This is a genomic window from Brevundimonas lutea, from assembly GCF_003704105.1.
Classification (GTDB): domain Bacteria; phylum Pseudomonadota; class Alphaproteobacteria; order Caulobacterales; family Caulobacteraceae; genus Brevundimonas; species Brevundimonas lutea.
The window spans coordinates 1-22791 of record NZ_QUOQ01000008.1; the positions used below are offsets into that span (position 1 = coordinate 1).

18 protein-coding genes and 1 pseudogene are annotated in these 22791 nt (G+C 67.9%); 15 read left to right on the forward strand and 4 right to left on the reverse strand.

All coding sequences use genetic code 11. The features are described from left to right. Window positions 1–2380, reverse strand: a pseudogene (locus EES48_RS13520) (calcium-binding protein); the annotation flags it as partial. 93 nt (window positions 2381–2473) lie between these two features. Next, on the reverse strand, window positions 2474–4141 hold the full coding sequence (ettA, locus tag EES48_RS13525; protein WP_122468282.1) for an energy-dependent translational throttle protein EttA: 1668 nt from the start codon (window positions 4139–4141) through the stop codon (window positions 2474–2476). Window positions 4142–4275: 134 nt separating this feature from the next. Here ettA and EES48_RS13530 point away from each other — a divergent pair, with 134 nt between their 5' ends. The 4 genes from EES48_RS13530 to arsH are packed head-to-tail and all read left to right on the forward strand — an operon-like array spanning window position 4276 to window position 6873. Further along, complete coding sequence (locus EES48_RS13530) at window positions 4276–4605, forward strand: ArsR/SmtB family transcription factor (RefSeq protein ID WP_122468285.1); 330 nt, start codon at window positions 4276–4278, stop codon at window positions 4603–4605. A gap of 14 nt (window positions 4606–4619) precedes the next feature. Next, window positions 4620–5042, forward strand: a complete 423-nt coding sequence (gene arsC, locus EES48_RS13535; protein ID WP_122468286.1) for an arsenate reductase (glutaredoxin) — start codon at window positions 4620–4622, stop codon at window positions 5040–5042. After that, window positions 5042–6130, forward strand: coding sequence for an ACR3 family arsenite efflux transporter (gene arsB / locus EES48_RS13540; protein WP_122468289.1), 1089 nt, complete (start codon window positions 5042–5044; stop codon window positions 6128–6130). The genes arsC and arsB overlap by 1 nt, the downstream gene beginning before the upstream one ends. Beyond that, window positions 6127–6873, forward strand: coding sequence for an arsenical resistance protein ArsH (arsH, locus tag EES48_RS13545; RefSeq protein WP_122468292.1), 747 nt, complete (start codon window positions 6127–6129; stop codon window positions 6871–6873). The genes arsB and arsH overlap by 4 nt, the downstream gene beginning before the upstream one ends. A gap of 24 nt (window positions 6874–6897) precedes the next feature. Here the strand turns inward: arsH and erpA are convergent, their stop codons facing one another. After that, window positions 6898–7272, reverse strand: coding sequence for an iron-sulfur cluster insertion protein ErpA (gene erpA, locus EES48_RS13550; RefSeq protein ID WP_122468299.1), 375 nt, complete (start codon window positions 7270–7272; stop codon window positions 6898–6900). A 59-nt stretch (window positions 7273–7331) separates the two neighbouring features. Here erpA and EES48_RS13555 point away from each other — a divergent pair, with 59 nt between their 5' ends. The 11 genes from EES48_RS13555 to EES48_RS13605 all read left to right on the forward strand — a co-directional run bounded on the left by EES48_RS13555 (window position 7332) and on the right by EES48_RS13605 (window position 20681). After that, a complete protein-coding gene (locus EES48_RS13555; protein ID WP_240623372.1) occupies window positions 7332–8513 on the forward strand; it encodes a deoxyguanosinetriphosphate triphosphohydrolase in 1182 nt (393 codons plus the stop codon). Window positions 8514–8624: 111 nt separating this feature from the next. Continuing rightward, entirely contained in the window at window positions 8625–9404 is a 780-nt protein-coding gene (locus tag EES48_RS13560; protein ID WP_122468307.1) for an SPOR domain-containing protein, read from the forward strand. A gap of 133 nt (window positions 9405–9537) precedes the next feature. Next, a complete protein-coding gene (gene nagZ, locus EES48_RS13565; RefSeq protein WP_240623373.1) occupies window positions 9538–10581 on the forward strand; it encodes a beta-N-acetylhexosaminidase in 1044 nt (347 codons plus the stop codon). Further along, the gene (locus EES48_RS13570; protein WP_122468311.1) at window positions 10578–11393 is read left to right on the forward strand and encodes a segregation and condensation protein A; all 816 of its coding nucleotides are present in this window, start codon (window positions 10578–10580) and stop codon (window positions 11391–11393) included. Before nagZ ends, EES48_RS13570 begins: the two co-directional genes overlap by 4 nt. Beyond that, window positions 11390–12073 (forward strand): SMC-Scp complex subunit ScpB, encoded by a 684-nt coding sequence (gene scpB, locus EES48_RS13575; RefSeq protein ID WP_122468316.1) that lies wholly within the window; start codon window positions 11390–11392, stop codon window positions 12071–12073. The genes EES48_RS13570 and scpB overlap by 4 nt, the downstream gene beginning before the upstream one ends. After that, complete coding sequence (locus tag EES48_RS13580; RefSeq protein WP_122468320.1) at window positions 12070–13659, forward strand: phytoene desaturase family protein; 1590 nt, start codon at window positions 12070–12072, stop codon at window positions 13657–13659. Before scpB ends, EES48_RS13580 begins: the two co-directional genes overlap by 4 nt. A gap of 78 nt (window positions 13660–13737) precedes the next feature. After that, window positions 13738–15156 (forward strand): DUF4139 domain-containing protein, encoded by a 1419-nt coding sequence (locus tag EES48_RS13585; RefSeq protein ID WP_122468324.1) that lies wholly within the window; start codon window positions 13738–13740, stop codon window positions 15154–15156. Between the two features lie 2 nt (window positions 15157–15158). Next, window positions 15159–16766, forward strand: a complete 1608-nt coding sequence (locus EES48_RS13590; RefSeq protein ID WP_122468327.1) for a DUF4139 domain-containing protein — start codon at window positions 15159–15161, stop codon at window positions 16764–16766. 75 nt (window positions 16767–16841) lie between these two features. Then, window positions 16842–17741 (forward strand): sulfate adenylyltransferase subunit CysD, encoded by a 900-nt coding sequence (cysD, locus tag EES48_RS13595; RefSeq protein WP_122468330.1) that lies wholly within the window; start codon window positions 16842–16844, stop codon window positions 17739–17741. Beyond that, window positions 17741–19585, forward strand: a complete 1845-nt coding sequence (gene cysN, locus EES48_RS13600; protein WP_122468333.1) for a sulfate adenylyltransferase subunit CysN — start codon at window positions 17741–17743, stop codon at window positions 19583–19585. The genes cysD and cysN overlap by 1 nt, the downstream gene beginning before the upstream one ends. 19 nt (window positions 19586–19604) lie before the next feature. Then, window positions 19605–20681, forward strand: coding sequence for a sulfotransferase family protein (locus EES48_RS13605; RefSeq protein WP_122468336.1), 1077 nt, complete (start codon window positions 19605–19607; stop codon window positions 20679–20681). A gap of 3 nt (window positions 20682–20684) precedes the next feature. On the opposite strand, the gene parE is transcribed toward EES48_RS13605, so the two are convergent. Beyond that, the gene (parE, locus tag EES48_RS13610; protein WP_122468340.1) at window positions 20685–22757 is read right to left on the reverse strand and encodes a DNA topoisomerase IV subunit B; all 2073 of its coding nucleotides are present in this window, start codon (window positions 22755–22757) and stop codon (window positions 20685–20687) included. Between the last annotated feature and the right edge of the window lie 34 nt (window positions 22758–22791).

Sequence of the window (22791 nt, forward strand, 5' to 3'; positions counted from 1 at the left end):
AGACCCGGTCGCGCGCATTGTCGACGTGATAGGTGTCGTCGCCCAGTCCGCCCGCCATCTGGTCGGCGCCGCCCATGCCGTTCAGCACATTGTCGCCGGCGTTGCCGACGAGACGGTTGTCCAGCGAATTGCCGACCGCGTTCAGATCGCCCGAGCCCGTCAGCACCAGGCGCTCAACATAGATGCCCGCGAGATTGTAGCTGACCGACGACTGGATCTCGTCAAAGCCCTCTCGGTTGTTCTCATAGACCCGGTCATTGGCGTTATCGACGATGTAGATGTCATCGCCCTTGCCGCCCGCCATGTCGTCGGCGCCGCCCAGGCCGTTCAGCAGATTGGCCCCGTCGTTGCCGACCAGCCGGTTGGCCAGGCTGTTGCCGATGGCGTTGATGTTGCCCGTCCCGGTCAGAACCAGGCGCTCGACATAGGTCCCGGCCAGATCGAAGCTGACCGAAGAGCGGATCTCGTCGAAGCCCTGACGATTCAGTTCGACCACGACATCGTCGGCGTGATCGACGTAATAGATGTCGTCCCCAAGACCCCCCACCATCGTGTCGACGCCGACGCCACCGTCGAGCCAATCATCACCGCGTCCGCCAGTGAGCCGATCGTTGCCGGAGCCACCGACAACCCCATAGCGTTCGAAGCCTTCGATAGCGGTCGAGGGGCCGAACAGGGCACGGAGCACGGCCAGCGGATCATCGCCAAGAGTGATGGTGAGATCTTCCGTGATACCCGCGAACGATGCGACTGCGGTGTCATAGCCTGCATCGCCGAAGGCCTGATCGTTCCGGCCCAGATAGACGACGTCGTCACCGTTACCGCCATACAGAAAGTCGGCCGCCTCGTCCGAGGCATCCAGAGCGCCGCCATGGATGAAGTCGTCGCCATTCTCGCCCCGAATTAGGTCGGCGCCTTCACCCCCGACAAGCAGGTCGTCGCCGGCCTCGCCGATGCCGCCGTACGCGGTGCTGTCGCCGAACAGTTGATCGGCGCCCTGGCCGCCGAATAGTCGATCGTTTCCTCCGCCGCCGAAGATCAAATCATCTCCAGCGCCGCCGTCGGCATAGTCGTCCGAGCTGTAAGCCACGGTGAAGCCAGCGGCGTTGTCTTCGTCGGCGTACAAACGGTCGTTCCCGTCGCCGCCCAGCAAAACGTCGGCGCCATCGCCGCCCCACAGCGTGTCATTGCCGCCGGCACCGTCCAGGTAGTCGGCGCCTTCCTCGCCGCCCATGAATTGGGCTATGGCGCTGCCGATCAAACGATCGTCACCTTCGGCGCCGTAGGCGTTGGAGACATCACCCAGCTGGACATCGTCGTCATGGGAGGTGAGGGTGAGGTGCGAGATAGCCTCGAAATTTTCGAGCCCGCCACTGCTGGCTTCGGCCAGACGTGAGAAGCGGTCGGCGCCGGTCAGATCGAGCGTCACACCCGTCGCCCGACCATAGAGAGTCAGGCTGAGCGTGTCCCGCCCATCCCCGCCGTCGGCGCGATCCAAAAGACCCGCAGCGATAAAATCAATCCCGGCGCCTCCGTTCAGGATGTCCTCGACGTTGTCGTCCAAACGCGCGCCCGACTTCCCTTCTATCAGCTGGCTGTGATGGAAGGTGGCTCCAATCAGAAGGTCATTGCCGTCCCCTCCGTAGAGGTCATCCCGACCGTCGCCTCCGTCGAACGTATCCAAGCCCGCGCCACCGATCAGCACGTCGTCTCCGCCGCGGCCGCTGAGGGCTGAGCCTGCGGCGCCGGCGGTAATTCGGTCGTCAAAGCTGGTGCCGGTGACAGAGAACTGTTCGAAGTTCACAAACTCCCCGCCCAGCAGGGCGCTGAGCGCTCCCTCCCCATCATTGCTGAGATCGAGGGTCAGGCCGGAGGTCAGGTGGGCCAGCGACGCAATCAGTGTGTCGCTTCCATCGCCGCCGTCGGCGAAATCGCCCCGTCCCACGTGGATCGAGTCGTTTCCTGCGCCGCCGTAGAGGACGTCGCGTTCTCCATCATCGACGTTGTCTACGAAGGAAAAGAACCAGCGTTCGACCACAACGGTGGTTGTGGAAACCAGAAACTTGCGCAGGGTGATGGCCCCGCCGCCGGTGATGACGTCGGCGCCTTCACCGCCGTATATCGTATCGGAACCGGTTCCGCCGGCGAGGGTGTCGTTACCGCTCTGGCCGTAGATCAGATCGTCGCCGGCGCCGCCGTCTATACCGTCGTCGAAGCCGAAGGCGGTGTCCGGGACGCCTTCGCCGGTCTCCGAATCTTCGCCGTAGAGCACGTCATCTCCGGCGCCGCCCCGAATGAAGTCGCTGCCCGCGCGGCCGGTGAGCACGTCATCGCCGTCGCCGCCAGCGAGCTCGTCGTTACCATCTGTCGGATCCGCCATCGCTGCCCCCTCGACCGCCCCCGGCCGAGGTTAAGAGGCCACATGCGATCCGTGTTGTCCATACTCAGATGCCGCTGGTCGTTGAGTGCCGTATCAGCGCGCGAACTTCTGGAACTTGATCCGGTGGGGGATCAGGGCGTCCGTGCCGAGGCGGCGCTTCTTGTCCTCCTCGTAGGCCTCGAAGTTGCCCTCGAACCATTCGACGTGGCTGTCGCCCTCGAAGGCCAGGATGTGGGTGGCCAGGCGGTCGAGGAACCAGCGGTCGTGGGAAATGACCACGGCGCAGCCGGCGAACTCCTCCAGCGCCTCCTCGAGGTTCTGCAGGGTCTCGATGTCCAGGTCGTTGGTCGGTTCGTCGAGCAGGATCAGGTTGCCGCCGGTGGCCAGGGTCTTGGCCAGGTGGACGCGGTTGCGCTCACCGCCCGACAGCAGGCCGACCTTTTTCTGCTGGTCGGCGCCCTTGAAGTTGAAGCTGCCGACATAGGCGCGGGTGTTGATCTCGCGCTTGCCGACCATCATCACGTCCGTGCCGCCGGAGATGACCTGCCAGATGTTCTTGTCGGCCTCCAGGTCGTCGCGGGACTGGTCGACATAGGCCAGCTTGACCGTCTCGCCGACCTTGATGGTGCCGGCGTCCGGCTGTTCCTGGCCGGTGATCATGCGGAACAGGGTCGACTTGCCGGCGCCGTTGGGGCCGATGACGCCCACGATGCCGTTGGGCGGCAGCTTGAAGGTCAGGTCCTTGAACAGCAGCTTGTCGCCATAGGACTTCTCGAGACCCTCCACCTCCAGCACCACATTGCCGAGGCGCGGGCCGGGGGGAATCTGAATATGCGCCTGGCTCTGAGCGCCGCGCATGCTCTCCTGCTCGGTGACCATGCGCTCATAGGCGGCCAGGCGGGCCTTGGACTTGGCCTGGCGGGCCTTGGCGCCCGAGCGGACCCATTCCAGTTCGCGGGTGAGGGCGCGCTGACGCGCTTCGGATTCCGACTGTTCCTGGACGACGCGCTTGGTCTTGGCTTCCAGCCACGAGGAGTAGTTGCCCTCGTGCGGATGGCCCTTGCCGCGGTCCAGCTCCAGCGTCCACTTGGTGACCTGGTCCAGGAAGTAGCGGTCGTGGGTCACCAGGATGACGCAGCCCGGGAAGGTCTCCAGGTGATGCTGCAGCCAGGCCACGGACTCGGCGTCAAGGTGGTTGGTCGGTTCGTCCATCAGCAGCATGTCGGGCTTGCTGAGCAGCAGGCGGGCCAGGGCCACGCGGCGCTTTTCACCGCCCGAGAGGTTGGTGACCTCCCAGTCGTCGGGCGGGCAGCGCAGGGCGTCCATCGCCATCTCGATGCGGCTGTCGATGTCCCAGACGTCGCCGGCGTCGATCTTCTCCTGGAGGGCGGTCATCTCCTCCATCAGCTCGTCGGTGTAGTTCTCGGCCATTTCGGCGGCGATGGCGTTGAAGCGAGCGACCCACTGCTTCTCCTCGCACCAGGCCTCGACGTTTTCGCGGACGTTCAGCGCGGGATCCAGCTGGGGCTCCTGCTCCAGATAGCCGCGCTTGATCCCGTCGGCGGCCTTGGCCTCGCCCTGGAACTCGGTATCCAGCCCGGCCATGATCTTGAGCAGGGTGGATTTACCCGAGCCGTTGACGCCGACGACGCCGATCTTGGCGTCGTTGTAGAAGCTGAGCCAGATGTTCTCGAAGACCTTCTTGCCGCCGGGATAGGCCTTGGTCAGGCCCTGCATCTGGAAAATGTACTGCTGCGCCATGAGAAGCGTCGCGCCCTGTCGAATGAGGTGTGGGGGAGGTGGCGCGGGATGTAGCGACTGGCCGGGGCGGAGGCAAATGAACAGCGCTGGGGACGGCCGTTGCGGGCCGTTCACTGATCCATTATTCTAGAACAATGGAATCGACGACTGCTCTCGACGCGCTCAGCGCCCTGTCCCAGGCCACGCGCCTCGGCGCATTCCGCCTGCTGGTGCGGCATGAGCCAGAGGGATTGGCGGCGGGGGCGGTCGCTCAGCATCTGGGCGTCCCGGCCAATACCCTGTCGGTGCATCTGGGCGTGCTGACGCGGGCGGGGCTGGTCAGCTTCGACAAGCGCGGGCGCGAGGTGATCTACCGCGCCGACATCGATCAGGTCCGAGCCTTGGCGCTGTTTCTGATGAAGGACTGCTGCGGTGGCGACGCGGCCGCCTGTGCGCCCCTGATCGCCGAACTCTCGACCTGCTGACCCCAGAGGGCCCTATGGACGTCGTCATCTATCATAATCCTGCCTGCGGTACGTCGCGCAATACCCTGGCCCTGATCCGCCACGCGGGGATCGAGCCGCATGTGGTCGAGTATCTGAAGACGCCTCCCAGCCGGGCTCTGCTTCTGCAGTTGGTCGAACGCATGGGCGTGCGGCTGCACGACATCCTGCGGACCAAACAGCCGGAGTTCGCCCAGATGGGGCTGGATGACGCCCAGGCGGATGACGAGCGCGTCCTGGACGCCATCGAGGCGCATCCGGTGCTGATCAACCGGCCGATCGTGGTGACGCCGCTGGGCGTGCGGCTGTGCCGACCCTCGGAGGTGGTGCTGGACATCCTGCCCGAGACGCCGATGGCGCCCTTCGCCAAGGAAGACGGCGAGGTCATTATCGATGACACTGGGCGGCGGGTGCGCTGATGGTCGAGGCCGTGGTGAGCGCGCCGCGCAAGGCCGGGCGCCTGTCGTTCCTGGATCGCTGGCTGACGCTGTGGATCTTCGCGGCCATGGCGCTGGGGGCCGCCCTGGGGTCATTGATCCCCGGCCTGCCTGCCTGGCTGGACAGTCTGTCGGTCGGCTCGACCAACATCCCGATCGCCATCGGCCTGATCCTGATGATGTACCCGCCGCTGGCGCGGGTGAAGTACGAGGCCCTGCCCCGGGTGTTCGCCGACCGGCGGGTGCTGGTGCTGTCGCTGATCCAGAACTGGCTGATTGGGCCGGTGCTGATGTTCGCCCTGGCGGTGATCTTTCTGAGGGACCAGCCGGAGTACATGACCGGGGTCATCCTGATCGGCCTGGCCCGGTGCATCGCCATGGTGATGATCTGGAATCAGCTGGCGCGGGGCGACAACGACTATGTGGCCGGACTGGTGGCCTTCAACTCGGTGTTCCAGATCCTGTTCTTCAGCGTCTACGCCTGGCTGTTCCTGACCGTCCTGCCGCCGCTGTTCGGCCTGGAGGGCAGCGTGGTGGACGTGTCGGTTTGGACCATTGCGGGAGCTGTGCTGACCTATCTGGGTCTGCCGTTCGTGGCCGGTTTCCTAACCCGGCGGGTGCTGGTCGCGCGGCGCGGGGAGGACTGGTACCAGACCCGCTTCCTGCCCCGCATCGGCCCGATCACCCTGATCGCCCTGCTGTTCACCATCGCCGCCATGTTCAGCCTGAAGGGCCACGAGATCACGGCGCTGCCGCTGGACGCGCTCCGCATCGCCATTCCCCTGACCATCTATTTCCTGGTGATGTTCGTGGTCAGCTTCCTGATGGGACGGCTGATCCAGGCCGACTATCCGCGCACTACCGCTCTGGCCTTCACCGCCGCCTCCAACAATTTCGAACTGGCCATCGCCGTGGCCATCGCCGCCTTCGGGCTGGCCAGCCCGGTCGCCTTCGCGGCCGTGATCGGGCCGCTGGTCGAGGTGCCGGTGTTGATCCTGCTGGTGTCGGTGGCGTTGTGGATGGGCCGGCGCTGGTTTCCCGACACCGTCCCGGCCGAGGCGCCGCGATGAGCCGGCTGCGCGCCCTTCCCGATCCCGACCACATGCCGGCGCTGGATCCGGAGTATCTGCAAACGCGGCCGGGCGTGGATCTGGGCCCTGAGGACCATCCGCCCCGCATCCTGCTGCTCTACGGCTCGCTGCGCGAGCGGTCCTATTCCCGGCTGGCGGTCGAGGAGGCGGCGCGGCTGCTGCGGGTCATGGGCTGCGACACCCGCATCTTCGATCCCTCGGACCTGCCCTTGACCGATCAAGTCCCGGGCGACGACCATCCGGCGGTCCACGAGCTGCGCGAGCACGCCCTGTGGTCCGAGGGCATGGTGTGGTGCAGCCCGGAGCGGCACGGCCAGATCTCGGCCCTGCTCAAGCTGCAGATCGACCACCTGCCGCTGAACATGGGCGGGATGCGGCCGACCCAGGGACGGACCCTGGCGGTGATGCAGGTCTCGGGCGGGTCGCAAAGCTTCAACGCGGTCAACACACTGCGCCTTCTGGGGCGCTGGATGCGGATGATCACCATCCCCAACCAGTCCAGCGTGGCCAAGGCCTTCACCGAGTTCGACGAGACGGGGCGGATGAAGCCGTCGGCCTATTACGACCGGATCGTCGACGTGATGGAGGAGCTGGTCCGCTTCACCGTGCTGACCCGGCCGCATGCCGGGCGGCTGGTCGACCGCTATTCGGAGCGCAAAGCAGCCGGGGTTGCGGTCGAGGCCGGGTCGGACCTATCGGCCATCGCCATCGGCGGACGCTGAACCACCAGCCGCCGGGGTCTGCGCTCAGATCGAGAAGCTGACGCCGCAGCCGCAGCTGGAGGCGGCATTGGGATTGCGGACCACGAACTGGGCGCCGGCGAGTTCGTCGACGAAGGCGATCTCAGAGCCGGTCAGGAAGGGCAAAGAGACGGGATCGACGAGGGCGACCTGGCCGTCTCTCTCGACCCTGAGGTCGTCGGGCTCAGCCTCCTCGACCAGTTCCAGCCGGTACTGAAAGCCCGAGCAGCCGCCGCCGTCGACGGCGACGCGTAACATCAGCGGCTTGCCTTCTGCCGCGGCGATCTCGGCAATGCGGACGGCGGCGCTCTCGGCCAGGACCACAGCCGAGGGGCTGCGGGGCGAGACGGTCAGGTCGGAGCTCGGTTGGACGCCGTTCATGCCCGGCTATATGAGGCTCTGACGGGCGTTCGCAAAGCCCGGAGAGCGAAAGCATCGCCGTGAGCCACCTCGCAGACCGGGCCCCCTATGCCGAAAACGCCGAGGCGTCGCGCGGCCGCAGGGTTGAGGAGCCGGCCAGCCGAACGCGCAACGCCTTCGCCCGGGATCGGGACCGCATCATCCACTGCTCGGCCTTTCGGCGGCTGAAGGAGAAGACTCAGGTCTTCGTCGCCCACGAGGGTGACCATTATCGCACGCGTCTGACCCATTCGCTCGAAGTGTCGCAGATAGCGCGCTCGCTGGCCCACGCGCTGAGGCTGGACACGGATCTGGCCGAGACGGTCGCCCTGGCCCACGACCTGGGCCACTCGCCGTTCGGCCATGCGGGCGAGGACGAGCTTCAGGCCTGCATGGCCGGGTTCGGCGGCTTCGACCACAACGTCCAGACCTTCCGCGTGGTGACCAAGCTGGAGGAACGCTATCCGGCGTTCGACGGTCTGAACCTGACCTGGGAGACCATCGAGGGGGTGGTCAAACACAACGGGCCGGTCGGCCACCGGCTGGAGGAGCCCGCGTGGCAGGCCATCGCCGACTATACGGCGGGGTGGGACCTGGGTCTGGACGGGTTCGCCTCGCTGGAGGCCCAGGCGGCAGCCATCGCCGACGACATCGCCTACAACAACCACGATGTGGACGACGGGGTGCAGGCGGGCCTGTTCACCCTGGCCGATCTGGCCGAGGTGCCGATCATCGGGCCGGCCCTGCACGAGACTCGCAAGGACTGGCCCAACCTGGACGACCGGATGGTGCGGCTGGAGGCCGTGCGGCGCATGATCGGACTGATGGTCGACGACGTGCTGATGGAGACCGAGGGTCGGCTGATGGCCGAGGGTATCGGGTCGACCGATGATGTCCGCGCCGCCGGACGGCCCCTGGTGCAGTTCTCGGAGCGGATGCTGAGCGACCTGGGGGTGCTGCGCGCCTTCCTGTATCAGCGGATGTACCGCCATTACCGCGTCAATCGAATGCGCAGCCAGGCCAGGCGGATCATTTCGGAGATGTTCGCCCTGTTCATGGCCGAGCCCGACGTGCTTCCGCCGGAATGGGCGGCCAAGGCGAATGTCGGGGACGAGACCCGCAGAGCGCGGGCAGTGTGCGACTATATCGCCGGCATGACCGACCGGTTCGCCATCGAAGAGCACCGGAAGCTTTTCAATCTCGACCTGGCGTTGGATTTGTAGGCGACGACGGACGCGAAACGGCCCCGGAATGGGCCTAGAGTGGCGTTCTGTGCCGCTTGATTCGCTCACGTGCGTGCGAACGGGCGGCTGAAGATCCTAACGAGACCGGCCATGTCCTACGACGACGATCACCGACACGACCCCCGACATGATCCGCGCCGCGGCGCCTACACGCCTCCGGACGACGATGACCTGCCGTTCCGGCGATCGGGGTTCGACGCCCGGCAGGGCGGCAGGCGCATCGGCGGCGGAGGCCGAGGTCCTGTTCCTCTGACGCTGATCATCTCCGCCGGCGTGCTGCTGGTCCTGATCGTGGCGGTCATCCTGTTCTATCGCTCGGGCCTGAGGTCGTCGGAGGACGCGCCGGCGGCGGTGGGCGAACCGGTGGGACAGATGACCGCGCCCCCGATCGACGCCCAGCCGGTCGATCCCAGCCTGGGCATCGACGTCTACGACCCGGCCGAGGAGCCAGGCGAGCCGCAGTTCGCGCCGCCGCCCGAGGCCGTGCAGCCGCGTCCTGACCCTCAACCCTTGCCGACCACGCCCGCCGCGCCGCCGCCAGCCGCGGCCCGGCCCGAGCCGCGTCCGCAGCCGGCTCCGACCCCGCCGCCGCCGGCCGAGAAGACCGCGCCGCGTCCGACGCCGGCGACCGGCTCGGCCTCTGTGCAGATCGGCGCGTTTTCGTCGCGCGCGCTGGCCGATCGCGAATATGCCGCCGTGGCCGGCGCCTTCCCCAGCTTCGCCTCGGGTCGGACCAAGAGCGTCGAGCAGGTGACGACCTCGGCCGGCTCGACCGCCTATCGCACCACCATGGGCGGTTTTTCCCGCGAGCAGGCGCGCGAGTTCTGTGCGGCGCTGCAGGCGGCCGGGCGCGAGTGTTTCGTGCGGTGAGGATAAGGTCGGCCGTGAGCCTTGATCCGTCTCCCCGGCGAAGGCCGGGGCCTAAGGCCGCGAACGCCAGCTATCGGATGCATCTCACGCAAGCCCTCCTGGACCCCGGTCTCCGCCGGGAAGGCGGTGAGCGTTGACCGCCGCCATGATCCTGGGATGTTCCGGCCCGGTGCTGACCGAGGCCGAGCGGGTGTTCTTCGAGAGCGTCCGGCCCTGGGGCTTCATTCTGTTCAAGCGGAATGTGGAGAGCCCGGATCAGGTGCGCGCGCTGACGGCAAGCCTCCGCTCGGCGGTGGGACGCGTCGATGCGCCGATCCTCGTCGATCAGGAAGGCGGTCGGGTACAGCGGCTGGGGCCGCCGCACTGGCCGAAGCATCCGCCGGCTGCGGCGTATCTCCGGGCGACCAACGATCCTCTGGCGGCGCGGGAGCTGGCGCGGCTGGGCGCGCGGCTGATGGCGCATGAACTGCGTGATGTCGGCATCACCGTGGACTGCGCCCCGGTTCTGGATGTGCCGACGCCCGGCGCCCACGCCATTATCGGTGACCGCGCTTACGGCGGCGATCCGGCCACGGTTTCTCAGCTGGGCCGGGCGGTGGCCGAGGGATTGATCGCCGGCGGCGTGCTGCCGGTCATCAAACACACTCCGGGTCATGGCCGGGCGGGCGCCGACAGCCACCACGACCTGCCGGTGGTCGAGGCGTCGCGAGAGGATTTGGACGCCTGGGACTTCGCGCCGTTCCGTGCCCTGTCGGACATGCCGATGGCGATGACGGCTCATGTCGTCTACCCGGCCATCGATCGGAAACGCCCGGCCACGACCTCGCGCAAGGCCGTGCGAATGATCCGGCGGGAGCTGGGGTTCGATGGCCTGCTGATGACCGACGACCTGTCGATGCAGGCCCTGTCGGGGTCGATCGGCGAGCGGGCGCGGTCGTCGCTGATCGCCGGCTGCGACGTGGTCCTGCACTGCAACGGCCAGATGGACGAGATGTTCGAGGTCGCGGAGGCTGCGCCCGAATTGAAGGGCAAGGCCCGACGCCGCGCCGAGGCGGCCCTGGCGCGGCTGGCGCGCGACGTCGAGCCGTTCGATCCCGAAGCGGCGCGCGGGCGGCTGGACCAGCTTCTGTCGGGCAGGCGAGAGGCGGCGCCCGGACCGCCGGCGGGCGAGGCGTGAGCGAGCCGTTCCAGACGACCCTGGACTTCACCGCCGTCGAACAGGCGTCGGAAGAGGCGTTCGTCGTCGATCTGGAGGGCTATGAGGGGCCGCTGCATGTGCTGCTGGCCCTGGCGCGGACGCAGAAGGTCGATCTGCTCAAGCTGTCGATCACGCGGCTGGCCGAACAGTATCTGGCCTTCGTCAACGAGGCGCGGTCGCGGAATTTCGCCCTGGCGGCGGACTATCTCGTGATGGCGTCGTGGCTAGCCTATCTGAAGTCGCGGCTGCTTCTGCCGCGCACCGAGCGGCCCAAGGGCGAGGAGCCGCCGGCCGAGCAGATGGCCCTGGCCCTGGCGTTTCGGCTGCAGAAGCTGGAGGCGATGAGGAAGGCGGTGGAGGCCATCACCGACCGGCCGCAGCTGAAGCGCGACATCTTCACCCGCGGCGACCCGGAGGCGACGGTGATCATCCCTTCGGACCGGATCGACGCAAGCCTGTACGAGCTGATGGTCGCCTATGTCGGCCAGAGACGGCGTGAACAGGCGCGCCACTATGCTCCAGGCCAGAGGATCGAGGCCTTTCCACTGGAGGCCGCCCGCGACTGGCTTCGCGATCGCGCGCCTCAACTGACGCAATGGACGCCGCTGGACGAGGTGGCGCCCGAGGGGGACGGGGAGGGGCCGAGCCGCGCCAGCTACGTCGCCTCGACCCTGTCGGCGGGGCTGGAGCTGATCAAGGAAGGCGGCTTGCAGGCCCGGCAAGCGGCGGCGTTCGAGGCCCTCTATCTGAAACGGCGTGAGATCGGGCATCCGCTGGAGCTGGTTCCATGACCCTGGCCTTCACCCTGGAGCCCGCGGAGGTCGAGCGGCGCGTGGAGGCGTTGCTGTTCGCCGCAGCCGGGCCGCTGTCGACGCCGGAGATCGCCCGGCGGCTGCCGGAGGGGGCCGATGCCGAGTTGGCCGTCCTGGCGCTGCAACAACGATACGCCGGGCGCGGGGTTGAGATCGACTGCGTGGCGGGACGCTGGCGTTTGCGGACCGCGCCGGATCTGGCTTTCCTCATGACAGAGGAGCGCGAGGAGCCGCGACGGTTGTCCAAGGCGGCGCTCGAAACCCTGGCCATCATCGCCTATCACCAGCCCTGCACCCGCGCCGAGATCGAGAGCGTGCGGGGCGTCAGCCTGTCGCGCGGCACGCTGGACCTGCTGCTGGAGATGGGATTCGTTCGGCTGCGCGGGCGCAGGCGGACACCGGGCCGGCCGGTGACCTATGCGACCGGCGACGCCTTTCTGGAGCATTTCGGCCTGGCGTCCCTGGCCGACATGCCCGGCGTGGCGGAGATGAAGGCGGCGGGGCTGCTGGATCTGGCTCTACCCGCCGGGTTCGAAGTGCCGGATCCGTCGCGGACCAAGGGCGACGACGAGGACGCCATCGAGGCTGATGATACCGGCGACGCGCCGGAATTCGCCCAGGATTTCGTCTTGGGCGATGAGGCTGAAGGACAGCGATGAGCGACGTCGTCATCCTGGGCGGCGGCCATAACGGCCTAGTCTGCGCCTTTTATCTGGCGCGCGCTGGCCTGAAGGTGACGGTGCTGGAGCGGCGCCACGTGGTCGGCGGGGCGGCGGTGACCGAGGAATTCCATCCGGGATTCCGCAACTCCACGGCCAGCTACACCGTCAGCCTGCTGAATCCGAAGGTCATCGCCGACCTGGACCTGCCCCGGCATGGCCTGCGGGTTGTCGAGCGGCGGATGTCGAACTTCCTGCCCCTGCCGGGTAATGACAGCTTCTCGGCCGGGGAGGGGATCACGCAGCGAGAGGTGGCGCGCTTCTCGGCCAGGGACGCCGAGCGCCTGCCGGAATACGAGCGGCGGCTGGAGGTGGTGGCCGACGTGCTGCGTCGGCTGATCCTGACCGTGCCGCCGAACGTCGTGGAGGGCGGGTTCGTCGCCGCCCTGCCTGAGCTTCTGAAATCGGCCTCGATCGGGCGGCGGGTGGCGGGGCTGGACACCCAGGGACGCCGCGACGTGCTGGACCTGTTCACCAAGTCGGCCGGCGACTGGCTGGACGGCTGGTTCGAGAGCGACCCGATCAAGGCCCTGTTCGGCTTCGACAGCGTGGTGGGCAACTACGCCAGCCCCTACACGCCCGGCTCGGCCTATGTGCTGCTGCACCACGTGTTCGGCGAGGTGAATGGAAAGCGTGGCGTGTGGGGTCACGCCCTCGGGGGGATGGGGGCGATCACCCAGGCCATGGCCAGGGCCTGCGCCGAACAAGGCGTCGACATCCGCCTGGACAGTCCGGTGGCCGAGGTTCTGGTCGAACAGGGGCGCGCGGTCGGGGCGGTGACCGAGGCGGGCGAAACGTTCCGGGGACGTGCGGTGGTGTCGAACCTGCATCCGCGTCTGCTGTTCGAGCGGCTGGTCGATCCGGCCGTCGTGCCGTCGGACTTCACGGAGCGGATCGGACGTTATGCGTCTGGCTCGGGCACATTCCGGATGAATGTTGCGCTGGATCGGCTGCCCAGCTTCACGGCCCGTCCCGGCGAGGGCGATCACCTGACCGCCGGCATCATCGTGGCCCCAAGCCTCGGCTACATGGACCGGGCGCATCTGGACGCGCGCCTTCATGGTTGGTCGAAACAGCCGATCGTGGAGATGCTGATCCCCTCGACCCTGGACGACAGTTTGGCGCCAGCGGGCAAGCACGTCGCCAGTCTGTTCTGCCAGCACGTCGCGCCACAGCTCGAGGATGGGGCGAGCTGGGACGATCATCGCGACGCGGTCGCCGACCTGATGATCGATACGGTCGATACCGTGGCGCCGGGCTTCAAGGCGTCTGTGGTCGGGCGGATGGCCCTGACGCCGCTGGACCTGGAACGGCGGTTCGGCCTGGTCGGCGGCGACATTTTCCACGGCCGGCTGAGCCTGGATCAGCTGTTCAGCGCCCGGCCGGTGATGGGGCACGCCGATCACCGGATGCCGGTTCCGGGCCTGTATCTGTGCGGCTCGGGGGCGCATCCGGGCGGCGGGGTGACGGGAGCACCGGGACACAATGCGGCGTCGGTGGTGTTGAAGGATCTGCGGCGCGGCTGAGCCGACGCGTTCACGGTGCATCGACAACCACGCGCGCCGGTGCGACGCTCGCCGCCGAACCACGGACGGAGACGGCCCATGCGACGGACGGCGATGTTTATCGGGGCGGCGCTGGCGCCGCTGATGTTCGCGGGGACGGCCCTGGCCCAGGAGCCGGAGGGGCCGGAGCGGGTCGCTCTGACTATCTACAATCAGAACATCGCCCTGGTGGAAGATGTGCGGACCCTGACCCTGCCCGCCGGGCGGACGCGCCAGACCTTTCCGGGCGTTTCGGCCGCCATCCGGCCCGAGACCGTCGGCATCGCCGGCGAGGGTCTGTCGGTGGTGGAGCAGAATTTCGATTACGACCTGCTGACGCCCGACGCCCTGATGCAGGCGGCGGTGGGCGACGAGATCATGCTGGTGCGGACCAATCCGGGCACGGGGGCGGAGGAGACGATCCGCGCCACGGTGCTGGCCGCTAACCAGGGGGTGGTGCTGAGGATCGGCGACCGGGTCGAGGTGCTGCGTGACGACGGTGTGCCGACGCGGGTGATCTTCGACGAGGTGCCGGAGAACCTTCGCCCACGGCCGACCCTGAGCGTCACCCTGGACGCCGAGCGGGCCGGGCCGCGCGAGACGACCCTCACCTATCTGACCACCGGCCTGCAGTGGAAGGCCGACTATGTGGCGCGGTTCGACGAGCGGGCCGGCAGCCTGGACCTGAACGGCTGGATAACCGTCACCAACACCTCCGGGTCCAGCTTCGAACAGGCCGAGACCCGGGTGGTGGCGGGCGACGTGGCCCTGGTTGAACAGTCGTACAATCCGCGCGGCTATCCGCAGCCGCCCCGGGGCATCCCCGGCAATCGCGGCGACGGGACGGAGGCCGGCGGGCCGGGCGGCCTGGCCGATGTCTATATCTATCCGCTGCCCGAGCCGGTGACCGTGGCCAACGCCCAGACCAAACAGGTCGGTCTGCTGGACGCGACCGGCGTCACGGCGGCGCGGCGCTATCGGGCCGAGATCCCCGGCTTCCAGACCTATGAGCAGCCTCAGGCTGCCGATGTCGCGGTGGTCTTCTCCAACAGCCAGTCGACCGGTCTGGGCCGCGCCCTGCCGGCCGGGGTGATGCGGGTCTATATGCGCGACGAGGCCGGCGAGCCGCGCTTCATCGGCGAGGACGCCATCGACCACACCCCGGCGGGCTCGGAGATCGCCGTCACCACCGGCCAGGCCTTCGATGTGACGGTGCAGCCGCGCGTGGTGTCGGAGGAGCGGGCCGATCCGGCGCCCTGGACCTGGTGGCGCACACGCTACACGGTCGAATACACGGTCCGGAACGCCCGCAGCGAGCCGGTGACGGTGGAGCTGCGCCAGCGGGGCCTGAGCCGCAACACCGAGTTCGTCGAGGCGGGTGGCGGCGAATTGCTGGACAGCCGGACCCTGGGCTGGTCGGTGCGGGTTCCGGCCAATGGCCAGACGGTGGTGCGGACCGTCGTCGACACGGGCTACTGACCATGAGGGTGGCCCTGCGCGCGGGCCTGATCGGACTGGCCCTGGCAGGCGTGGCGGCCGCAGCCACGGCGCAGCCCGTCGTCGTGTCCGAGGGGCCGGACAACAGCGCGGTGGTCTTCTATCGCGATCGGCCGGTGTCGACCTCGGCGCTGCTGCGGACTGTGCGGGGCGGCCGGATCGACCCGGGCCTGGGCCTGGGGCTGGTGGTTGAGCGGCGCACGATCGACATTCCGGCGGGCGAGGCGGTGATCCGGCTGGAGGGGCTGGCCGAGGGCGTCATCGCCGAGACCGCGACCATAGACGGCCTGCCTGCCGAGGTGGTGGAGCGAAACCTGGACTATGATCTGTTGTCGCCCGGCTCGCTGCTGGCGCGATCGGTCGGCCAGCCAGTTACCGTGGTGCGCACCAACGCGGAGACGGGCGCGGAGACGGCGCGGCCGGCGATGCTGCGCGCCGCGCCTCAGGGTGTGGTGGTCGAGGTCGACGGGAGGATCGAGGCGCTGGACTGCTCCGGCCTGACCGAGCGGATCGTGTTCGACCGAGTGCCGGAAGGCCTCGCCGAGCGGCCGACACTGACCATGCGGACCCGGTCCGAGCGGGCGCGGCGGGCGGAGGTGACCCTGGCCTATCTGGCGGGTGGGCTGATGTGGTCGGCGGACTACGTGGCGCGGATCAATCCGGATGGCGAGACGCTGAGCCTGACCGGCTGGCTGACCCTGGCCAATGTCGGCGGCTCGTCGTTCCCGGCCGCACCGGTTCAGGCGGTGGCGGGGCGCTTCAATCGGGATGGGGCGACGCGGCCGGTGCAGCCGCGCCCGGCGTATATTCAGCCCGCATGCTGGCCGCAGGACACGACGACCGAGGGCGCGATGATCGAGGAGATCGTCGTCACCGGCAGCCGACTGACGGCGCGTGAGATGATGGCCGCCGGGCCACCGCCCCCTCCGCCGCCGCCGCCCCCAGCGCCTCCGCCACCGCCACCGCTCGCCACCCAGAGCGACCTCGGCGACTACAAGCTCTACACCCTGCCGGAACCGACGTCCGTCCTGCCGCGCCAGACCAAGCAGGTGCGGTTCCTGGAGCAGCCAGCGGTGCGGTTCGACCGGCTGAACCGCTATCGGATCAACGAATTCAACCTCGACCCGGAACGGATCGACGCCACCGAACTGCTGGTCCGCGCCCGCAACGAAACGGACGATGGTCTGGGTCTGGCGCTGCCGGGCGGGTCCGTGGCGGTGATGGAGACGGTCGGGGGCCGCGCCTCTCTGGCCGGGGAGGCGACCATCCAAGACACGCCCATCGGCCTGCCGGTCGAACTGGCTCTGGGCCAGGATCGCCGAATCGAGATTCGGGGCCGATTGAATTCCGAAACGCCGAACGCCTCGGGCCTGCCGACGCGCACGCTGGATGTCGACTTCCAGCTTCGCAATCGGACGGACGCGCCGATCGAGGTCGAAATGATCCCCGGCGCCCAGGCGTGGCAAGGCTTCCGCATCCTGGAGACGACGGTGGCCAGCCAGGTCGCCGATTCCGGCCTGACCGTGTTTCGCGTCACCGTTCCGGCCGACGGTTTCGCCTCGCTGCGTTACCGATTTGAGGTTGAGGGTTGAGCCGCCGCCGGCTTGTCCGCCCGCCGGGAACCGCGTAGCCAGCGGTCCCGCGTCTCTCCACCGCCCGGACGGTTCATGGCCCTGTCGCATCTCGACGCCCTCGAAGCCGAGGCGATCCACATCTTCCGCGAGGTTGCGGCGACCTGCGCGCGGCCGGTGATGCTGTATTCGATCGGCAAGGACTCGTCGGTGCTGCTGCACACGGCGATCAAGGCCTTCGCCCCTGGTCCCGTGCCGTTCCCGCTGCTGCACGTCGATACCGGCTGGAAGTTCCGGGAGATGATCGCCTTTCGCGACCGGATGGCGGCGGAGCACGGCCTGGACCTGAAGGTCCACATGAACCCGGACGGCGTGCGCGACGGCGTCGGCCCGTTCAGCCACGGCTCGAGCGTCCACACCCACGTCATGAAGACCCTGGGGCTGCGCCAGGCGCTGGACGCCGGGCGGTATGATGCGGCCTTCGGCGGCGCCCGGCGCGACGAGGAAAAGTCGCGGGCCAAGGAGCGGATCTTCTCCTTCCGCGACCGCAGCCACGGCTGGGATCCGAAGAACCAGCGCCCGGAGATGTGGCGCGTGTTCAACACGCGGGTCGCGGACGGGGAGTCGATGCGGGTTTTCCCGCTGTCCAACTGGACCGAGCTGGACGTGTGGCAATACATCCAGCGCGAGGCCATTCCGATCGTGCCGCTGTACTTCGCCAAGCCGAGGCCGGTGGTCGAGCGCGATGGCATGTTGATCATGGCCGATGACGAGCGGATGGCGTTGCGGCCCGGCGAAAGCATCGAGCAGCGCGTGGTGCGGTTCCGGACCCTGGGCTGCTATCCGCTGACCGGGGCGATCGAGTCCGAGGCGGCGACACTCGACGACATCATCGCCGAGATGCAGGTATCGCGCACTTCCGAACGCCAGGGCCGGCTGATCGACCGCGACGAGGCGGGCTCGATGGAGAAGAAGAAGCGCGAGGGCTATTTCTGATGGCCGAAACGACGCTTCTGCGCTTCATCACCTGCGGATCGGTCGATGACGGCAAGTCGACCCTGATCGGGCGGCTGCTGCATGAGACCCGGCAGATATTCGAGGATCAGGCGGATGCGCTCGCCCGGGACTCGCGCAAGCACGGCACGACCGGCGACGACGTCGATTACGCCCTGCTGGTCGACGGGCTGGAGGCTGAGCGGGAACAGGGCATCACCATCGATGTCGCCTATCGCTTCTTCGCCACGCCCGCCCGCAAGTTCATCGTGGCCGACACGCCGGGGCACGAACAGTACACCCGCAACATGGCCACCGGCGCCTCGACCGCCGATCTGGCCATCGTGCTGGTCGATGCGCGCAAGGGTGTGCTGACCCAGACGCGGCGACATTCCTTCATCGCGTCGCTGTTGGGCATTCGTCACGTCATCCTGGCGGTGAACAAGATCGACCTGATGGGCTTCGACCAGGCCGTGTTCGACGACATCGTCTCGGATTACGCCGAGGTCGCCGGGCATCTGGGGCTGGAGCGGGTCGAGGCCATTCCGCTTTCGGCCCGGTACGGCGACAACATCGCCGAGCGGTCGGCGCGTCTAAGCTGGTACGGCGGGCCGACGCTGATCGAACTGCTGGAGCGAGCGCCCACGGCGAACCGGGCGGGCGCCGCGCCCTTCCGCCTGCCGATCCAGTATGTGTCGCGGCCCAATCTGGACTTCCGCGGCTTCGCCGGAACGGTGGCGTCGGGCGAGATAGCCGCCGGTGATCCGGTCACGGTGGCCAAGTCGGGTGTCTCGACCAAGGTCAGCCGCATCGTCGGCCCGGATGGCGATCAAGAACGCGCGACGGCGGGCCAGGCGGTGACTCTGGTGCTGGCGGACGAGGTCGAGGCGTCGCGCGGCAACATGCTGTGCCGTCCGACCGAGCGGCCCGAGGTCGCCGACCAGTTCGCCGCCCACATCGTCTGGATGGACGAGCAGCCCATGTTGCCGGGCCGCTCCTACTGGCTGCGCACCGAAACCGATCAGGTTCCGGCGACGGTCACCGACCTGAAGCATCGCCAGGACGTGAACACCTTCGCCCACGAGGCCGCCAAGTCGCTGGAGCTGAACGAGATCGGCCTGTGCAATCTGTCGACCCAAGCCCCGGTCGCCTTCGACCCCTATGCCGACAACCGGGTGACGGGCGCCTTTGTCCTGATCGACCGGATGACCAACGCCACGGCGGGGGCGGGGATGATCCTGCATCCGCTGCGCCGCGCGGCCAACGTCCATTGGCAGGCGATCACGGTGGATGCGGAGGCGCGGGCCGCCCTTAAGCACCAGAAGCCGGCGGTGCTGTGGTTCACTGGCCTGTCGGGCTCGGGCAAGTCGACCATCGCCAACCTGCTGGAGAAGAAGCTGCACGCTCAGGGGCGGCACACCTTCATCCTGGACGGCGACAATGTGCGGCACGGGCTGAACCGCGATCTGGGCTTCACCGAGGTCGACCGGGTCGAGAACATCCGCCGAGTGGCCGAGGTGGCCAGGCTGATGGCCGAGGCCGGCCTGCTGGTCATCGTGTCCTTCATCTCGCCCTTCCGGGCCGAGCGCAGAATGGCGCGTGAGCTGATGCCCGAGGGCCAGTTCGTGGAGATCTTCGTGGACACGCCCTTCGACGTCTGCGCCGAGCGCGACCCCAAGGGCCTCTACGCCAAGGCCTTGCGTGGCGAGATCGCCAACTTCACCGGCCTGGATTCGCCTTACGAGCCACCAGAGAACGCCGAACTGAGGCTGGATACTCAGGAAGACAGTGCGGACGCGCTGGCGGAGCGTTTAGAGGCGTGGCTGAGCGCGCGCGGCTATTGCTGATCGACAGGACCGGGGACAAATGTCGATGACCGATGCGCAGGCTATCCAGGGCAAGGTGTTCTTCGTGACCGGCACGATGCGGTCGGGAACGTCGCTGCTGTCGGACCTCCTCTATTCTCGTCTGACCCGCACGCGGCGGCACCCGGACATCGTCTTTTCGATGGAGGGCATGCCGACCTTCCGCCACGGGCTGATGATGTTGAGGAACAGTAAGCCCTATCGTGCCTCGGTGCAGGACCCGGCGTGGCTTCCGACATTCGGACGGACGGTCGATGTCGGCGAGGTGACGGTATCCAACCACGACGAACTCGCCATGGAGATGGTCCGCCAGTTGCGCGAGCGCCTTGCCTCGGTAACCCGCTGTCCGATCGAGGCGATGACGCGGTTCGGCGTCAAATACACCGGTATTCGCAACGAGTTCCTGCTGTTTCGCGAGCAGTTCCCCGACGCCCGGCTGGTCGTGATGGTGCGCGACCCGCGTGATGTGGTGGCCTATCACAAGTTCCGGACGCTGAGCCAGCCGCCGACGCGGAATTTGAGCATCATCCACGACATCCTCAACATGGCCCGCTTTGCAGAGCACCACGTGGACGATCCCACAGTCCTGGTGCTGAGGTATGAAGATCTTGTGGCCGACCAGCGTGGGCAGATGGAGCGGGTGCTGACGTTCCTGGACCTCGACCCCAACGCCTACGATTGGGCGAGCGTGGACAAGGGGCTGCTGAGCAATTCCTCCTTTGGCGACGACGCGCCGGGAGGAAGGGTAAAGGTGGTGCCGGGCGTCGCGGCCGCCTCCAGCCGCTACAAGCGGTATCTGTCGGCCAGCGAGGTGCAGATGGTTGAGCTGCTGACTGCGCCGGTCATGCGGCGGTTCGGCTATACGCCGGAGGACCACGGCGACCTCAGCCTGCCGGCGACGTCGGTGCTGGCCACCTATCTGCCGCTCGTGGTGCGCAGCGGCCATTCGATCAACGACAACCTGTCGGCGCTTCGTGTCGTCGCCGAGGCCGGCGATTTCGAGAATCTTCTGGATACGGTGCTGACCCAAATCGCCAGCGAGGCCGAGGCGGGCGCCCAGACAGCGTCCGCCGACTAAGGTTCATACGTCCAGATCGGCCGCAGCGAACTTGGCATTCTCCTGAATGAACTGGAAGCGGGCCTCGGCGCGCTTGCCCATCAGGCGTTCGACCAGATCCTCGATCTCGGCCTCGGCGTCCGGCACCGTGACCTTGGCCATGGTGCGCTTGTGCGGGTCCATGGTGGTCTCCTTGAGCTGGGAGGCCATCATCTCGCCCAGGCCCTTGAAGCGCCCGATCTCGACCTTCTTGCCCTTGAACACCGTCGCCATCAGCTCGTCGCGGTGGGCGTCGTCGCGGGCGTACTCACTCAAGGGACCGGCCTGGATGCGATAGAGCGGGGGCAGGGCCATGAACAGGCGGCCCTGACGGATCGTCTCGGGCATGGTGCGCCAGAAGAAGGTGATGAGCAGGGCGGCGATGTGGGCGCCGTCGACGTCGGCGTCGGTCATGATGACGATCCGCTCATAGCGCAGGTCGTCAATGTTGAAGCGCGCGCCTGGCTGGACGCCCAGCGCCAGGGCCAGGTCGGACAGCTCGATATTGGCGCGCAGCTTGTCCGCCGTGGCCGAGGCGACGTTCAGGATCTTGCCGCGCAGGGGCAGGATGGCCTGGGTGTTGCGATCGCGCGCCTGCTTGGCTGAGCCGCCGGCGGAGTCGCCTTCGACGATGAACAGCTCGGTGCCCTCCGCCGCCTGGCGGGTGCAGTCACTGAGCTTGCCGGGCAGGCGCAGCTTGCGGGTGGCGGCGGCGCGCTGGACTTCCTTGTCCTTGCGGCGTTTCAGCCGGTCCTCGGCCCGGTCGATGACGAAGCCCAGCAGGGTGCTTGCCTGTTTCGGGCTTTCGGTCAGCCAGTGATCCAGCGGATCGCGCACCAGCTGTTCGACCAGCCGCGTCGCCTCTGGCGAGGACAGGCGGTCCTTGGTCTGGCCCTGGAATTCCGGATTGCGGATGAAGACCGAGATCAGGGCGCCGGCGTTGGCGATCACGTCCTCGGCGGTGATGATGGCGGCGCGCTTGTCGTTGATCAGCTCGCCGTAAGCCTTGAGCCCCTTGACCAGCACGGCCCGGAAGCCGGCCTCATGCGTGCCGCCGTCAGGCGTCGAGACAGTGTTGCAGTAGGAGCTGACGAAGCCGTCGGCCTCGCCAAAGCCGATCGGCGACCAGGTCACGGCCCATTCCACGGCGCCCGCCTCGCCCTGGCGCTCGACCCGCCCGGCGAAGGTTGGGGTCACGGTGTCGATCTCGCCGATGCGTTCGATCAGGGCATCGGCCAGACCGCCGGGGAAGTGCAGCACGGCCTCTTCGGGCGTGTGGTCGGTGATCCGCTCGGCCGCGCATTTCCAGCGGATTTCGACGCCCCGGAACAGATAGGCCTTGGACCGCGCCATGCGGTACAGCCGCGCCGGCTTGAAGGCCGCGCCGACTCCGAAGATTTCCTCATCGGGCCTGAAGCGGATCAGGGTGCCGCGCTTGCGGCTGGGGCCGACCTGCTCCACGGGGCCCAGAACATGGCCCCGGCTGAAGGACTGGCGCCACTCATGCCCGTCGCGCCAGACGGTGACGTCCAGCCGCTCGGACAGGGCGTTGACCACCGACACGCCCACGCCGTGCAGGCCGCCGGAGGTCTCATAGGCCTTGCCCGAGAACTTGCCGCCCGAGTGGAGCACGGTCATCACCACCTCCAGCGCCGACTTGCCGGGGTGTTTGGGGTGCGGATCGACCGGGATGCCGCGCCCGTCGTCGCGGACGGACAGGAAGCCCTCGGCGTCCAGCTCGACCTCGATGCGCTTGGCGTGGCGGGCCACCGCCTCATCCATGGCGTTGTCTAGAACCTCGGCGAACAGGTGGTGAAGGGCCCGCTCGTCGGTGCCGCCGATGTACATGCCGGGTCGTTTGCGGACGGGCTCCAGCCCCTCCAGCACCTCGATCGACGAAGCGGAATAGTCGCTGGTCGAGGCGGGCGGCGTCGGCGCTGTGGCCGGCGTGGCCAGGGCCTGGGGTCGCGCGGCGGGCGCGGCCGTCGGCTCTGCCTTGACGGGCTTCTCCGGCTCCGGCGGGTCGAGGTCGAAGAGGCTGGGCGAGGAGGCGGGCATCGGATCAGTCTGCGGCGATTCGCGGACCGGTCTG